Genomic DNA, 15,544 nt, shown 5'->3' on the forward strand with positions numbered 1-15,544 from the left:
GATGGCCGATTACGCTACGCTAATCCGCCCTACGTGTCTCCGCAGCGGATCTGGCTCCAAGATATTGCCAGCCTTAACCCTCCCTTCAGCCAGGTCGTGCACTGTACGTAGGAGCATCGACATGCGATAGCGCATGGCGTGTAATGTCCCAACACCCAACCCAAGGAGTCCGCACATGAAGCTGAAAGACAAAGTCTGCGTCGTCACCGGCGCCGCCAGTGGCATCGGCAAGGAAATCGCCCTGATCTACGCGCGCGAAGGCGGCAAGATCGTCATCGCCGACCTCAACCTGGAAGCGGCCCAGGCCACCGCCGACGAGCTCAAGGCCGCCGGCAAGCAGGCGATGGCCGTCGCCATGAACGTCACCGACGAAGCGCAAGTGAACGCCGGCATCGCCGCCGTGGTCGACGCCTGGGGCCAGATCGACGTCCTGGTCAGCAACGCCGGCATCCAGATCATCCACCCGGTCGAGGACTTCCCTTACGAGGACTGGAAAAAGCTGCTGTCGATCCACCTCGACGGCGCCTCCCTCACCACCAAGGCCTGCCTGCCGCATATGTACAAGGCCGGCAGCGGCAGCGTCATCTATATGGGTTCGGTGCACTCGAAGGAAGCGTCCAAGCTCAAGTCCGCCTACGTCACGGCCAAGCACGGCCTGATCGGCCTGGCCAAGGCCGTGTCGAAGGAAGGCGCCGAGCACGGCGTGCGCGCCAACGTCATCTGCCCCGGCTTCGTGCGCACGCCGCTGGTGGACAAGCAAATCCCCGAGCAAGCCAAGAGCCTGGGCATCTCCGAGGACGACGTCATCAAAAAAGTGATGCTGGCCGACACCGTCGACGGCAAATTCACCACGGTGGAAGACGTCGCCGAAGTCGCGCTGCTGTTCGCCAGCTTCCCGTCGAACGCGCTCACGGGCCAATCGCTGGTGGTCAGCCACGGCTGGTTCATGCAGTAAACTCCGGGGTCGGGTGCTAATGCCGCTAAGTTAAAGAGATTTTCGTAGGGCGGATTAGGCGGAACGCCGTAATCCGCCATGAGCCGCCGACGGCGCTTGGCGGATTACGCTACGCTAATCCGCCCTACGTGATTTAGATGAGCGCTTAAGTTAGCGTCATCAGGACCTGCCCCCGTCTTTCCGCCATATCAACCGGAGTGTTCATGCGCCTATCCGTTCTCGCCATTGCCCTTTTGACCGCCGCTTCGGCCCATGCGCAGGAGCCGGCGACACCGGCGCCCTGGGGCAGCCCGACCGTCGACAACGGCGCCTGCTGCCAGTCGATCGAGGAAGTCCGCAAGAACATCGACCGCATCGACCACGACATCGTGCGCCTGATGGCCGAACGCGGCCGTTACGTCCACGAGGCCGCGCGCTTCAAGGCCGATCCGAGCCATGTGGAAGTGCCGGCCCGCGCCGAAGCGGTGGTGCAGAAGGCGAAGGCGCTGGCCCAGGAGAACGGACTGTCGCCACAGATCGCCGAGTCCACCTACCGCCCGATGCTGCGCGCCTATCTCGACTACGAACAGGAAGTGTTCGCCAAAGCCAGCGCCGCCGGCCAGACCCCGTGGAAAAAATAGCGAACTTAAATCTGCTGCGCTCGCTCGACGTCCTGCTGGAGACCCGCAACCTGACACTGGCGGCAACCATGCTGGGACTGACGCAGTCGGCGCTGAGCCGCCAGTTGGCGCAACTGCGCACCCAGTTCGACGATCCGCTACTGATCCGCGAGGGACAGCGCTTTTTGCTGACGCAGCGGGCGCAAGCCCTGCGCGGGCCGCTGAAAGCCACCCTGCTCACGCTCGAAGCGATGATGGACGGCCCCGCATTCGACGCCGCCACCTGCGCGCGCACGTTCTCGATCGCCGGCTCCGATTATCTGGCCGACCACATGCTGCCGCCGCTGGTGCAAGCCATCGCCGTGAACGCGCCGCGCGCCGGCGTGGCCTTCCATCTATGGGAAGCCGGCTACTACCGCCTGCTCAGCGACGAGGGCGTCGATCTGGCGGCGACCATCGCCGACATCGTGCCGGAGAACCTGCACGGCCGCGCGATGGGCGAGGACCGGCCGGTGTGCGCCATGCGCGCCACGCATCCGCTGGCGCGGCAATCGCTCACCTTGGACGACTACACGCGCTGGCCGCACGCCCGCATCACCGGCGGCAGCGACAAGGACGGCTTCCTCGACCAGGCGCTGGCCCGGCAAGGCCTGCGCCGCGACGTGCGGCTGACCGTGCCGTTTTTCTCGTCGGCGCTGCGCATCGTCCGCGACAACGACCTGCTGCTGACCATCCCGGAGCACATCGCCATCAAACTGGCGGCCCAGGCGCCCATCGTTTGGCAGCCGTTGCCGTTCGACGCGCCCGTCTACCGTTACTGGCTGCTATGGCATGCGCGCAATCACCAGGACCCGGCACATCAGTGGTTCCGGCACCAGGTGTTCGACGTGCTGAACCGCTTCGACCACGGCGTCACCCACTTCAACGCCGATTGAGCGGCGGCGAAGTCGCCATGCGGCGCGCGCATACCCACTATGCGGCCCCGAGCGTTGATCGAATGGCATGACTTCCGTAGACTGAAGAAATTACCTTTCTAACAGTCACGGATCGATCGATGAAACTCGCCTGTCCACGCTTCACCGCCGCGCTGCTCGCGCTTGCGCTCACCCTGGCCGGAAGCTGGGCGCCGGCCATGTCGGCGCCGACCTCGAACTGGGTCACTACCTGGACCGCCGCTCCCGACCGCACGGGGCCGGCGCTGCAACCGCAAACGATCCGCCAGATCGTGCGCGCCAGCATCGGCGGCGGCAGCGTGCGCGTGCGCCTGTCCAATCTGCACGGGACCGGCGCCGTCAGTATCGGGGCCGCGCATGTGGCGTTGCGCACAGCCGGCCCGGCGATCGAGCCAGGCAGCGATCGCGCGCTGACCTTCAATGGCAAGCCGGCCGTAACCATCGCCGGCGGCGCCAGCGTTCTGAGCGACGCCCTCGAGATGGACGTGGCGCCGCTGCGGGAGCTGGCGGTCAGCCTGTACCTGCCCGCCGGCGCGGCCACCTCCACCATCCACGGCGCGGGCATGCAAACCGCGTACATCGTGCGCGGTGCCGACGCGACGTCCGCGACCAGCTTCGCCGTGACGGAGACCGACGATAGCCGTTATTTCCTCACCGATGTGGAGGTCGCCTCGGGTCGCGACGCGCGCGCCGTCGTGGTGGTGGGCGACTCGATCGCCGACGGCATCGGCTCGAAGGACGACGCCAACGCGCGCTGGCCGGACCTGCTCGCCGAGCGCCTGACGAAGTCGTCGATCGCCGTCGTCAACGCGGGTATCGCGGGCAACCGGCTGCTGAATGGGCCGAGCAAGCCGTTCGTCGGGCCAAGCGCGCTGGCGCGGTTTCAGCGCGACGCGCTCGACAAGCCGGGCGTGCGCTGGATCGTGCTGCACCAAGGAATCAACGACATCAGCGCCGGGGATATGCTGGCGTCGCCGGCCGAGCAAGTGTCGGCGCGGCAGATTATCGAGGGCATGCAGGCATTGATACGGCTCGCGCACGGGCAAGGCGTGAAGATTTGCGGGGGTACGCTGCTGCCGTATGGCGGCGTCGGCAAGCCGTTCGTGCACTCCGAGGCGGCGGAGGCGAAGCGGCAGCAGGTCAATGGGTGGATACGCGAATCGGGAGAGTTTGACGCGATGGTCGATTTCGACAAGCTGCTGCGCGATCCGGAGCGGCCGTCGCGATTGCTGGCCGCCTTCGACAGCGGGGATCATTTGCACCCGAACGATAGCGGGTATCGGGCGATGGCGGAGGCGGCCGCGACCGCATTAAATCTCGTGGAGTGACCTGTATCTGCCAAAAAAAGGGAGGCACATGGCCTCCCTTCTGTTTGCTTGCCTGAACCTTAGTTCTGCGTCAGGAACGTCTTCAGCTTGTCCGAACGCGACGGCTGGCGCAGCTTGCTCATGGCCTTCGCTTCGATCTGGCGAATCCGCTCGCGCGTCACGTCGAACTGCTTGCCCACTTCTTCCAGCGTGTGGTCGTTCGACATTTCCACGCCATAACGCATGCGCAGCACTTTCGCTTCGCGCGGGGTCAGCGAGTCCAGCACTTCCTTGATGACGTTGCGCATCGACGCGTGCAGCGCGGCATCCAGCGGGGCCAACGTGGTGTTGTCCTCGATGAAGTCACCCAGCTGCGAATCGCCGTCCTCGCCCATCGGCGTTTCCATCGAGATCGGCTCTTTGGCGATCTTCATGATTTCGCGCACTTTGTTTTCCGGCATTTCCATCTTGACGGCCAACGTCGCCAGGTCCGGCTCGCTGCCGGTTTCCTGCATGATCTGACGCGAGATGCGGTTCATCTTGTTGATCGTTTCGATCATGTGCACCGGCACGCGGATGGTGCGGGCCATGTCGGCGATCGAACGGGTGATGGCCTGGCGAATCCACCAGGTCGCATACGTCGAGAACTTGTAGCCGCGACGGTATTCGAACTTGTCGACCGCCTTCAACAGGCCGATGTTGCCTTCCTGGATCAGATCGAGGAACTGCAGGCCGCGGTTGATGTACTTCTTGGCGATCGAAATCACCAGACGCAAGTTGGCGACCGTCATTTCACGCTTGGCCTGGCGCGCGCGTTTTTCACCGGCGGCCATCTGCTTGTTGATCTTGCGCAGGTCGGCCAGCGGCAGCGCCACGCGGGCTTGCAGGTCGATCATCTTCTTTTGCAGCTCTTTCACGGCCGGCACGTTACGGCCCAGGATGGCGCTGTACGGATAAGCCGAATCGACTTCGCCGTCGACCCAGTCCAGGTCCGTCTCGTTACCCGGGAACACCTTGATGAAGTGGGCGCGCGGCATGCCGCATTTGTTCACGCACAGTTCCAGCACGGCGCGCTCGATGTGGCGCACTTCTTCCATCTGGCCGCGCAGGGTGTCGCACAGCTTCTCGACGACCTTGGCGGTGAAGCGGATCCCCAGCAGTTCGGCCGAGATGGCTTCCTGCGCGGCGACGTAGGCTTTCGAGCCATAGCCGCCGGCGGCCTTGCGCATCTTGTCGTACTGGCTTGAGATGACGTCGAACTTTTCCAGCGCGGCTTTTTTCAGCTGCGCCAGTTGCTCGGTCGAGAAGCCGGCCGCGCCGCCATTGGCGTCGCCGTCTTCTTCCTCGACTTCTTCTTCCTCTTCCTCGTCGTCCTCCGACGGCGCGGCAGGCGCGGCGGCCACGGCCGGCGCGTTGTTCGCTTCGTTCAGGTCGACGAAACCGTCCACCACTTCATCGACCTTGAGCTCGTCCGCTTCGATCTTGCGGGCCAGCGCGACAATCTCGGCGATCGTCGTCGGGCAGGCGGAGATGGCCTGGATCATGTCCTTCAAGCCGCCTTCGATACGCTTGGCGATTTCGATCTCGCCTTCGCGCGTCAGCAGCGCCACGGCGCCCATTTCACGCATGTACATGCGGACCGGGTCGGTCGTGCGGCCGAAGTCGGAGTCGACCGTCGACAACGCGGTCGCGGCGGCCGCTTCCACTTCGTCGTCGGAGGTGACGGTGGCCACGCTGTCGGTCAGCAGCAACGATTCGGCGTCCGGGGCACGCTCATAAATGGCGATGCCCATGTCGTTGAAGGTCGCGATGATGCCTTCGATCGCTTCCGGATCGACGATGTTTTCCGGCAGTTGGTCGTTGATCTCGGCGTAGGTCAGGAAGCCGCGCTCCTTGCCCATGTTGATCAGGTTCTTGATCTGGTTGCGGCGGCGTTCCAGGTCTTCTGCCGAGCTTTTCGGATCCATGCCCAGCATGTCGGCGGCGCCGCCCTTGGCTTTGCGCTCGCGTGCTTTCGACACGGCCTTCAGTTCGGCGCGCTCGACGGCGTTCAACGCCGCGACTTCGTCGTTTTCCGGCGTGAATTCGGACGGCTTGCGGCCACGGCGGCCCGGCACCTTGACGCTCGGCAGCAGATAGCCGGAGGTGTCGATCGACGCCAGGGTGGCGGCGTCGGTGACCTGGCTGACGGCAGGGCCGGCGGTGACGATGGTCACCGGTGCCGGTTCGGCCTTGACGGCCTTGACCAGCTTGGACTTCGGCGCGGCCTTGACCACCACCGTGTCGGCGACCGGCTCGTCGGCCGCGACGGCGCCGGCGAGCGCGCCCTTGCGCGCCACCTTGACGGTCTTGACCGGCGACTCGACGGCCACCTGCGCTTCGGCCTGGGCGGCTTCGGCTGCGGCGCTCAGACGCGTTTTTTTCTTGACTACCGTTACTTTGCTCGCTGCCTCTTGCGCATTATCGATCACATAGGATAGAGTCGTCTTTGGCACCACCAGCGGAGCGGAGCTGGTGCGGGCGGTCTTGACGGACAACGTTAAAGTTTTCGGCGTTTTTGTCATTAAAAGTCTCTCAATGCGTATTCGCCAGAAAATACAAAATGCCATAGCCCGCGCCGACCGTTACCAGTGCGCATGGATGGAAATGTTGTAATTTAGCTGACGATTATCTGCGGAATAAAAAAAGCCCGCTTCCAACAACGGGCTTGTTTCTCTTTTCAGTGAAGAATGAGGAGAGGGCAAAGTATGCCGTATAGCGAGACATCAGGATAATGAATAAATCACATATCCGACATCCTAAAACCATATAACAAGGGCACACGCCCGTGTCAGACCGTCCGAATCGCATCCTGTACCAAACTGAAACGCACCGCCCTGCAATTGGTGCGTCAAGCATTATACACGTTTTAGGCCGCCGCCGCACCGGTCGTCCATCTCCCGTTGGCCGGAGTGTGAGCAAACCGGCACGGTAGCCTAAAAGGCACTGCAATCCCGGGGGACGCATGATATGCTGGCGCCTCTTGCTTAACCTACGAAGTCGATGAACACTAGCCTTACCCCTCAGCCTTTGGCGACCGAGCCAGCCGCATCCGCTCCGGCCACCGCGGCCCTGACCCCGCGCACCCTGTTAAAACAGCTGCAAACCCAATTCCCGGCGTTCCGCGATTTTCTGCCGTTGTCGATCGGTATCGACAAGCAGATCCTGGCGATCATGCCCGAACTGGACCGCAAGACCATGCGCTCGGCGCTCGGCATCCACACCGGCTCGCTGCGCTATCTGAAAGTGATGGAAAAAGCCAAGGTGCGCCACGACCTCGACGGCACGCCCGGCGCCGAAGTCACCGACACCCACCGCGCCCACGCCACCCAGGTATTGCAGGAACGCTTCAAGAAAGAAGCCGAACGCAAGAAGGCAGAACGCGACGCGGCGGCTGCCGAAGAGGCGGCCCGCGTGCGCGCCGACAAGCTGAACCAGCTGACCGCGAAATTCTCGCGCAAGGGCTAAGTTTGGCCGAGTCGCCCGCCCAGGTGCCAAATAATCGGCATGCACCGGCGGCGGAGGCCGAGCTTCCGCCCTACGTCGGTCTGCGCATCGCCGATGTGCAACTGGTGACCACGGCGGAACACGCGCTCGCCGCGCGCGCCGCCCTGCTGGCGGCCGACGCGATCGGCTTCGACACCGAGTCGAAGCCGACTTTTGTCAAAGGCGAGACCTCGACCGGCCCCCACCTGATTCAATTCTCCACCGACGACAAAGCCTATCTGTTCCAGATCGGCGCCAGCACGTCGGCGCAAACGCTCGAGCTGCTGCAAGCGATCCTCGAACAGCCGGCGCCGCTGAAGGTCGGCTTCGGCCTGTCCGACGACGTCAAGCGGCTGCACGCCAAGCTGGCGATCCGCGCGGCCGGCGTGGTCGACCTGTCGGTGGCGCTGCGCTCGCCCGGCCAGCGCAACGACCTCGGCGCCAAGACGGCGGTGGCCAAGTTCTTTGGCCAGAAGCTGCAAAAATCCAAGAAAGTTTCCACGACCAACTGGGCGCTGCCGCGCCTGAACGACAAGCAGATCCTGTACGCGGCCGACGACGCCCAGGTGGCGCTGCGCGTGTACCGGCACTGGATCGCCATCGGCGGCAAGCTGCCGCCGATGCGGCCGGTCAAGCTGCCGCGCGCGCCCAAGCCGCCTCCAACCGACGCTTAGGCGTTCTGTCCACTGTTATTTCTGGCAACATCGGGGTATGCTGTCTTTAGTGACGCTGGTGAAGTCCGTGACGGCTCATGGCGGATTACGCTGCGCTAATCCGCCCTACGTGGGAACGCAGGCATCGGTGCGTTTTCGTGGAAAGCGGACGATGAACGAGGGATTGGATGCTTACTTTTTCCACCATGCGATTGGGCGCGCTGCTGGCGTTGAGCCTGCCTGTGGCCGCCGCCACGCCACCCGACACACTCGAGCAGCGCGTGGCCGCCTGCATCGCCTGCCACGCCGTCAAGGAGCGCGGCGACGCCTTCTTCCCGCGCATCTCCGGCAAGCCGGCCGGCTACCTGTATAACCAGCTGATCAATTTCCGCGAGGGTCGCCGCAATTATCCGATGATGACCTATATGGTCGATCATCTGCCCGACGCCTACCTGCGCGAGATCGCCGACTACTTCGCGGCCCAGCATCCGCCCTACCCGCCTGCCCAGGCCGGCAGCGGCGCCAACGCCGGCGCCGCCAGCCTGGCGCGCGGCGAGGCGCTGGTGCGGCACGGCGATCCGGCCAAAAAGATCCCCGCATGCGTCAGCTGCCACGGCGCCGCGCTGTATGGCGTCGAACCGGCCACACCCGGACTGATCGGCCTGCCCAGCGATTACGTCAACGCCCAGTTCGGCGCATGGAAAAGCGGGGTGCGGCGCGCCGCCGCGCCCGACTGCATGGCCGATATCGCCGGTAAACTGACCGTGTCCGACGTGGCGGCTGTTTCCGCCTGGCTCAGCAAGCAGCCACCGGATGCCGCGGCCCGGCCAGCCAGCGCCATCAGCATCGCCATGCCGTTGCCGCAGCCATGCGGCAGCGTGCCGAACGGCGCCAAATGAGCGCGGGGACGACGATGATGAAAAAAATCCTCTACACGCTGGCGGGCCTGGCCGGGCTGGTCGTGGCCGGCGTACTCTTCGTGCTGTTCCGTACCGCTGGCGACGATGCCGGGCCGCCGAGCGTGACCGCCACATTGTCGCCCGCCGAGAAGATTGCCCGTGGCGCCTACCTCGCCAAGGCCGGCGACTGCATGGCGTGCCACACCACGCGCGGCGGCAAGCAATACGCCGGCGGCCGCGCGCTCAAGACGCCGTTCGGCAACGTGGTCTCGCCCAATATCACGTCGGACAAGGCCACCGGCATCGGCGGCTGGAGCGCCGACGACTTCTGGCTTGCGCTGCACAACGGAAAATCGAAGGACGGCCGCCTGCTCTATCCTGCCTTCCCGTACACCAATTACACCCGCATCACGCGCGACGACTCGGACGCGCTGCACGCCTACTTCCAGTCGGTGCCGGCAGTGAACCAGGCCAACCAGCCGCACGAGTTGCGCTTCCCGTACAACCAGCAGTTCATGCTGGCGGCGTGGCGCGCGCTGTATTTCAAGCCGGCGGTATTCCGCCCAGAGACCGGGCAATCGGTGGACTGGAACCGGGGCGCCTATCTGGTGCAGGGACTGGGACATTGCAGCGCCTGCCACAGCCCGCGCAACGCCTTGGGCGCGGTGAGCGGCTCAAGCAGCGAGAGCCTGTCCGGCGGCATGATACCGGTGCTGGGCTGGTACGCGCCGTCGCTCAACTCGGACGCGGAAGCGGGCCTGGGCGACTGGCAACAGGACCATATTGCCGCGCTGCTGAAGACCGGCGTGTCGCCGCGCGCCACCGTGTTCGGGCCGATGGCGGAAGTGGTCAGGGAAAGCCTGCAGTATCTGAGCGACAGCGACATCAACGCGATGGCGGTGTATCTGCGCGCGTTGCCGGCGCAAGGCGTCAAGGTGGAGTTCGAGCGCGACACGGGACCGCAGGCGACGGCCTTCCTGACGGCGGGCGCCAAGCTGTACGAACAACACTGCGCCGAGTGTCATGGCGCCGGCGGCGCCGGCATGCCGCCCGGCTACCCGCCGCTGGCGGGCAACCGCGCGCTGACGATGGAGCAGGCGGTCAATCCGATCCGCATCGTGCTCAATGGCGGCTTCGCGCCGGGCACGGCCGGCAATCCGCGTCCGTACAGCATGCCGCCGTTCGGCCATGTGCTCAACGACACCGAGGTGGCGCAGGTCGTCTCCTATCTGCGCAGCGCCTGGGGCAACAACGCCCCGCCGGTCGACGGCAACGAAGTCAACCGATACCGGGCGATTCCATTGGATTGATCGCCTTGGATCGCACATCCAAATCGACCACGGGGACACGTAGGGCGGATTAGCGCAGCGTAATCGGCCATGCATGCGTTTCGACGGCTCACGCATTGGCCGATTACGGCGTTCCGCCTAATCCGCCCTACGTGTATCCTCGGTAAATCAAACTTTAGTGGTGCTCGGCGAAGCCAATCCGGTCCGTCGTCGCGTTGCGGGCGTCGTCGACGCCGATCTTGCCTTCGGCCAGCAGCACGCGCAGCGAGGCGTTCATCGTGTGGCAGCCTTCGCTGGCTTTGCCGGCCATCCAGCCGCGCAGCGCCGACAACTGCCCGCCGGCAATCATGTCGACCACCTCCGGATTGGACGTCAGGCATTCGGTGGCCAGGTAATAGCGCTCCCCTTCCACCGACGGCAGCAACGCCTGGCACAGCACCCCGCGCAAGGCGTGCGCCAGCGCTTGCGACTGCGCCTCGGTATTGCCCAGCAGCCGCACCATCTTCTGCAAGCCCAGCTCGGTCGAGCGCGCGTGCAGCGAGGCCAGCACCAGCGGACCGGATTCGGCCAGCGCCAGCGCTTCCTGCGCCGTTTGCGCGTCGCGGATCTCGCCGATGACGATGACGTCGGGACGCTCGCGCAGCGCGTCCAGAGCGCCAAGATAGAAACTCTCGACATCGCCATCGAAGCCCACCTCGCGCTGCGTGATGACGCACTGGCGCTGCGGAATCAAGGTTTCGACCGGGTCTTCAATGGTGATGATGTGGCCGGAACGGTGCTTGTTGATCTCGTCGAGCATGGAAGCGATGGTGGTCGACTTGCCCTGGCAGGTGTCGCCGATGATCAACACCAGACCGCTGGTCAGCTTGGCGAAGTTCTGCTCGTGCTGACGCAGGCCCAGTTGATTGAGCGGCATCGGCTCCTTGGGGAAGCGGCGGATCACGCAACCGAGCCGCTTCTTGCCCTGGAAGGTGAAGCAGTTGGCGCGGATGCGCGCCGTGTGCAGGTCGACCGCGCGGTCGAAGGCGCGGTCCTGGATGCGCTCGGACCAGTTCGGCTCGACCACCTCGAAGAACTCTTCCAGCTCCTCGCGCGTGATCGGCGAATCGGTCACCGCCACCAGCCCCTTTGGCTGGCGCAGCAACAGCGGACTGTTTTGATGGATCAGGATGTCGCTGAAAATGAGCTTGGAGTTCAGCAGGTGCAGGATCTGTTGTACCAGGGTGCCGAAGACCGGGTGGTCTTCGTTCTCGATATAGGTCAGCGTGCGTATTTGCGACGACAAGTAATTTTCCATCTGGTCAGTGCTCTCCGGGGCATAGGAACTAGCTCTTCAGCTTCGGATATTTGAAGCCGGTGCATAAGTCCATACTGTAACGCTGATTGCCCTCAAGCACCAGTACGTGTTCGGGCGGCTCCTCGCCGGCCAGCGCGCCGGAGAACAACGGCAGGCCCTCGCCTTTACGGATCAGGTCGTCACAACGCTCGTAGACGTTCGGGCAGCCGGTCTCCGCCAGCAGCGCCTGCACGATCGGCACTTTCCAGGCGTCGACGCCGCCGGACTGGAACTGGCAGATCAGATAACCGTTGACGCCGCCCCAGCCGTGCACCAGCAGGCCGGACAGGCCGTCGTCCTCGCCCAGGATCACCGGCACCAGCGCGTTGGGGCCGGCGGCGCGGATGGCGGCGGCGCGCTTGGCGACGGCGGCCTTGACGCGGCGTTTCATCATCGCGTGGTCGACCGGCTCGTCCTCCTTGTAGCTCCACATGCGGGCGCGGATCTGCGACTTGGAGTTATAGGCGGCGCGGCCGATGAACTGGCGCGAGGAGCTTTGCACGATCGCGGTCGAGCCCGGTTTCATTTTTTCCTGCGGTTTGCCGTCGACCTTGTCGATCGCGGTGGGGTAGATCCAGGGGTCGCCGGCCAGCAAGCTCTTTTCCTTGCCCTGTTTGATGGTGATGATAAGCATGTGATTCCAGATAGGTGTCGCGGTGGTGATGCGAGGTTTTTTGCGGGATAGGCCGAATAATACCTCATGCCGCCACCCCGGCCGCCGTCGGCCGCCTCCGCCGTGCAGTCCGCAACCCGCAATTCCCGGCGGAACGCATTCCAGCCCGCCCAGCGTGCATTCTGTCGCAGCCCGGTATCGCCGGCGGCGCCGGTTGCGTAGTATCCAACCTCAAGATGACCAACCAGGAGAACAATATGACTACAACCACCGTTCGCAACACACTGCGCGTCCTGATCCTTGCCGCCGGCATGCTGGCGGTGGCCGCCCCGGCCAACCTGGCGCTGGCCGGCCCCTTGAGCTGGGTCGGTGGCGACCGTGTCCAGGGCAACGGCAAGATCGTCAAGCAGAACCGCGAAGTGGGCCACTTCACCGCCTTCGCCACCAGCGTCAGCGGCAATGTCGAGATCCGCCAGGGCAATACCGAAGGCGTCATCGTGGAAACCGACGACAATCTGCAGGCGCTGGTCGAGACGGTGGTGGAAAACGGCACCTTACGCATTCGTCCGGCCAAGAAAAACATGTCGCTGGAAACGCGCACCATGAAGATCATCGTCATGGCGCGCACCCTGGAGCGGGTGTCGGTGGCCGGTTCCGGTGAGGTGGCGGCGGACAAGCTGCACGTCGAGCGCATGCAGTTCGACATTGGCGGGTCTGGCGAGCTCAATGTGCGCGACCTGCGCGCCGAGTCGCTGGCGGTGTCGCTGGGCGGCAGCGGCGGCCTGAATGTCGGCGGCAATGTGGAGCGCTTGCAGATTTCGATCGGCGGCTCGGGCGAGGTGCAGGCGGGCCGGCTGGCGTCGCGCGACGCGGTGGTGAGCATCGGCGGCTCGGGCGAGGCGACGGTGTCGGCTAGCAAAACGCTGAACCTGAGCGTGGCCGGCTCCGGCGACATCGGCTACTACGGCGATCCGAAGGTGAGCCAGAACATACGTGGTTCCGGCACGATCAAGCGGCTGGGCGCGACGCCGCAGTAGCGCGACATTCGGCGTCAAAGCCCGGCAAATATTTGCTGTGGCTTGGCGCCGCTACCCAGCAGCTTAACCCACCGCCGCAATTGCTGTATGTGAGCCGCTGAGATCTTTTCGTCTATGTCGGCAGGTAGTTCAGCCTTGCGATCCGCCGGCATGGTCTCCAACAGGTCTTGCAACGCCAAACGGAGGCCCTCCGCGAGTCCTTTTGCGCGTCCGCGGCGGATCGCCTCGAACTCAAGCAGGTCCTCGTACTTTTTAAATCGCTGATCGAACAACATGGTCGGGCCCTCCTCCACATCAATATGGGTCTCACTAAATTCATCCCTCAACACGGCCTGCACCCAACGCATCAAGCTATCGCGGGCGCGCGACATATCCGGCAATTTCATCCTCTCCGCGAAAGCACTCAACGCCTCGCGCAGTTGCTCGTCGTTGTGCGAACGCATCAACCGGAACAGAATCGCCAATACGTTAGACCGGCCATCGGCGCCAACGTTCCTGTGCTGATCGATCAACAGGTAATGCTGACTCGGCTGGAAGCGTTCCAGCCCCTCCGGCGGCGGCAGCATTAACTTGGTCAGGTCGGTACTGGCGCGCCAAGGCTTGCGGCCGTGATAGAGCACGATGGGCAAAACAGCCGGCAGCTTTCCGTGCCGGGTCAGCCGATGCTGGGCCACCAGGTCCTGGCACAACAGGCCGACATACACCTGCATGCGCAACGCCATCCACGGGTCGGAGCGTGACTGAAACTCCAGCAACAAATAGACGTAGACCCAATCGCCACCGATTTTCGCGCGCCACACAATATCCTCGTGGCGGGCTTTTCCATTCTCGCTGGTATAGCTGGCGTTGATGCGCTCGAACGCGCCGACATCCAGCGATTCAGTCCATTCGGTCGAGACGAATCCCGTCAGCAGATCCCGGATGACTTCCGGATGTGCGAACAACTGCTTATACAACATATCGCTGTGACTTTTCATCGACAAAGTGTAGCGTCCGACATCATTGACGAGTACGCTAGTCGGCGAGCCCGCTTTGTCGCTCCTCAAAAAAACATCAACCACCGGGAGAAAATACTTGAACGTCATCGCCTTATCCGTCCGCCTCGCGCTGGCGTCGCTGCCCGCCATGTTATTGAGTTCCGCCGCCGCTGCGGCGGACGCCCCTGCCGCTCCTGCCGCCGTCACCGCCATCAAGGCCGCGCACATGCTCGACGTGCGCAAAGGCACGCTAATCGACGACGCAGTGGTCCTCGTCAGCGGCGAGCGCATCACCGCCGCCGGCAGCAAGCTGGCGATCCCGGCTGGCGCCAAGGTCATCGACCTGGGCAACAGAACCCTGCTGCCCGGCCTGATCGACAGCCACACCCACCTGACCGGCGACCCGCAGGACGCCGGCTACGCCATCGTCGCAAAATCGATCCCGCGCTCGACCTTGACCGGCGCCAAGAACGCCCGCCTCACGCTCCACGCCGGCTTCACCACCGTGCGCGACGTCGGCGCCGACGGCTACACCGACATCGGCCTGCGCGACGCCATCAACGACGGCGACGTGCCCGGCCCGCGCATTGCCGCCTCCGGGCCCGCCATGGGCATCACCGGCGGTCACTGCGACGACACCTTGCACGCGCCGCAATACGGGATCACCGGCCTGGGCGTAGCCGACGGCGTCGAGGAGGCGCTCAAGGTCACGCGTCGCAACATCAAATACGGCTCGGACGTCATCAAAATCTGCGCCACCGGCGGCGTGCTGTCGTTCGGCGACGACCCGCGCACCTCGCAATACACGCTGGAAGAATTGAAGGCCATCATCGGCGACGCCCACCGGCTGGGACGCAAGGCGGCCGCCCACGCGCACGGCGGCGAAGGCATCCGGCTGGCCGTGCTGGCTGGCGTCGATTCGATCGAGCACGGCTCGTACATCGACGACGAGGGCATCAAACTGATGAAGGAACACAAGACCTGGCTGGTGCCCACGCTCTACCTGGGCGACTGGCTGATCGAGAACGCCGAGGCCATCAAGCTGCCCAAGCCGTTGCTGGAAAAAGCCAAGGTGGTGCTGCCGCAGGCGCGCATCAATATCGGCCGCGCGATCAAGGCCGGCGTGCCGGTGGCGTTCGGGACCGACGCCGCCGTCTATCCGCACGGCCTGAACGCGCGCGAGTTCGCGGTGCTGGTCAAGCTGGGGATGACGCCGGCTCAGGCGATCCGCACGGCCACCGTCAACGCCAGCGAGCTGCTGGGCTGGAGCGACCGGATCGGAACGATAGAGGCGGGCAAGTTCGCCGACATGATTGCCGTCGACGGCGAACCGCTCAAGGATGTCACGGTGCTGGAGCGGGTCCAGTGGGTGATGAAGGGTGGCGCGGTGGTGCGGTAAAG

Annotated in this window: 14 protein-coding genes; 10 read left to right on the plus strand and 4 right to left on the minus strand. The window is 64.3% G+C overall.

The features are described 5' to 3' along the window. The first annotated feature begins 175 nt into the window (after positions 1 to 175). The 4 genes from NHH88_23740 to NHH88_23755 all read left to right on the plus strand — a co-directional run bounded on the left by NHH88_23740 (position 176) and on the right by NHH88_23755 (position 3,835). Positions 176 to 955, plus strand: a complete 780-nt coding sequence (locus NHH88_23740) for a 3-hydroxybutyrate dehydrogenase (protein USX12677.1) — start codon at positions 176 to 178, stop codon at positions 953 to 955. A gap of 203 nt (positions 956 to 1,158) precedes the next feature. Next, the gene (locus NHH88_23745; GenBank protein USX12678.1) at positions 1,159 to 1,575 is read left to right on the plus strand and encodes a chorismate mutase; all 417 of its coding nucleotides are present in this window, start codon (positions 1,159 to 1,161) and stop codon (positions 1,573 to 1,575) included. Beyond that, the gene (locus NHH88_23750; protein USX12679.1) at positions 1,563 to 2,489 is read left to right on the plus strand and encodes a LysR family transcriptional regulator; all 927 of its coding nucleotides are present in this window, start codon (positions 1,563 to 1,565) and stop codon (positions 2,487 to 2,489) included. Before NHH88_23745 ends, NHH88_23750 begins: the two co-directional genes overlap by 13 nt. Before the next feature lie 119 nt (positions 2,490 to 2,608). Beyond that, positions 2,609 to 3,835 (plus strand): SGNH/GDSL hydrolase family protein, encoded by a 1,227-nt coding sequence (locus NHH88_23755; GenBank protein USX12680.1) that lies wholly within the window; start codon positions 2,609 to 2,611, stop codon positions 3,833 to 3,835. A 59-nt stretch (positions 3,836 to 3,894) separates the two neighbouring features. Here NHH88_23755 and rpoD read toward each other — a convergent pair whose 3' ends face one another. Continuing rightward, positions 3,895 to 6,378 carry an RNA polymerase sigma factor RpoD gene (gene rpoD, locus NHH88_23760; GenBank protein ID USX12681.1) on the minus strand — a complete coding sequence of 828 codons (2,484 nt, stop codon included), beginning with the start codon at positions 6,376 to 6,378 and terminating at the stop codon, positions 3,895 to 3,897. Positions 6,379 to 6,856: 478 nt separating this feature from the next. Here rpoD and NHH88_23765 point away from each other — a divergent pair, with 478 nt between their 5' ends. From NHH88_23765 to NHH88_23780, 4 genes are all read left to right on the plus strand, one after another. After that, on the plus strand, positions 6,857 to 7,321 hold the full coding sequence (locus tag NHH88_23765; GenBank protein ID USX12682.1) for a ProQ/FINO family protein: 465 nt from the start codon (positions 6,857 to 6,859) through the stop codon (positions 7,319 to 7,321). Between the two features lie 80 nt (positions 7,322 to 7,401). Beyond that, entirely contained in the window at positions 7,402 to 8,013 is a 612-nt protein-coding gene (locus tag NHH88_23770; GenBank protein ID USX17410.1) for a 3'-5' exonuclease domain-containing protein 2, read from the plus strand. A 167-nt stretch (positions 8,014 to 8,180) separates the two neighbouring features. Further along, complete coding sequence (locus tag NHH88_23775; GenBank protein ID USX12683.1) at positions 8,181 to 8,891, plus strand: cytochrome c4; 711 nt, start codon at positions 8,181 to 8,183, stop codon at positions 8,889 to 8,891. Between the two features lie 17 nt (positions 8,892 to 8,908). Continuing rightward, positions 8,909 to 10,201: a cytochrome c gene (locus tag NHH88_23780; protein ID USX17411.1), complete on the plus strand. Its 1,293-nt coding sequence runs from the start codon at positions 8,909 to 8,911 to the stop codon at positions 10,199 to 10,201. 154 nt (positions 10,202 to 10,355) lie between these two features. Here NHH88_23780 and tadA read toward each other — a convergent pair whose 3' ends face one another. Further along, complete coding sequence (gene tadA, locus NHH88_23785) at positions 10,356 to 11,477, minus strand: Flp pilus assembly complex ATPase component TadA (GenBank protein USX12684.1); 1,122 nt, start codon at positions 11,475 to 11,477, stop codon at positions 10,356 to 10,358. A 28-nt stretch (positions 11,478 to 11,505) separates the two neighbouring features. Then, on the minus strand, positions 11,506 to 12,150 hold the full coding sequence (locus NHH88_23790) for an SAM-dependent methyltransferase (GenBank protein USX12685.1): 645 nt from the start codon (positions 12,148 to 12,150) through the stop codon (positions 11,506 to 11,508). Positions 12,151 to 12,386: 236 nt separating this feature from the next. On the opposite strand from NHH88_23790, the gene NHH88_23795 reads away from it, so the two are divergent. Next, positions 12,387 to 13,166 (plus strand): DUF2807 domain-containing protein, encoded by a 780-nt coding sequence (locus tag NHH88_23795; protein USX12686.1) that lies wholly within the window; start codon positions 12,387 to 12,389, stop codon positions 13,164 to 13,166. Positions 13,167 to 13,180: 14 nt separating this feature from the next. Here the strand turns inward: NHH88_23795 and NHH88_23800 are convergent, their stop codons facing one another. Then, the gene (locus NHH88_23800) at positions 13,181 to 14,251 is read right to left on the minus strand and encodes an Rpn family recombination-promoting nuclease/putative transposase (protein ID USX12687.1); all 1,071 of its coding nucleotides are present in this window, start codon (positions 14,249 to 14,251) and stop codon (positions 13,181 to 13,183) included. On the opposite strand from NHH88_23800, the gene NHH88_23805 reads away from it, so the two are divergent. Then, entirely contained in the window at positions 14,241 to 15,542 is a 1,302-nt protein-coding gene (locus tag NHH88_23805; protein ID USX12688.1) for an amidohydrolase family protein, read from the plus strand. The genes NHH88_23800 and NHH88_23805 overlap by 11 nt on opposite strands. Positions 15,543 to 15,544 lie beyond the last annotated feature (2 nt).

Source organism: Oxalobacteraceae bacterium OTU3CAMAD1 (genome assembly GCA_024123915.1).
GTDB lineage: Bacteria > Pseudomonadota > Gammaproteobacteria > Burkholderiales > Burkholderiaceae_D > Rugamonas.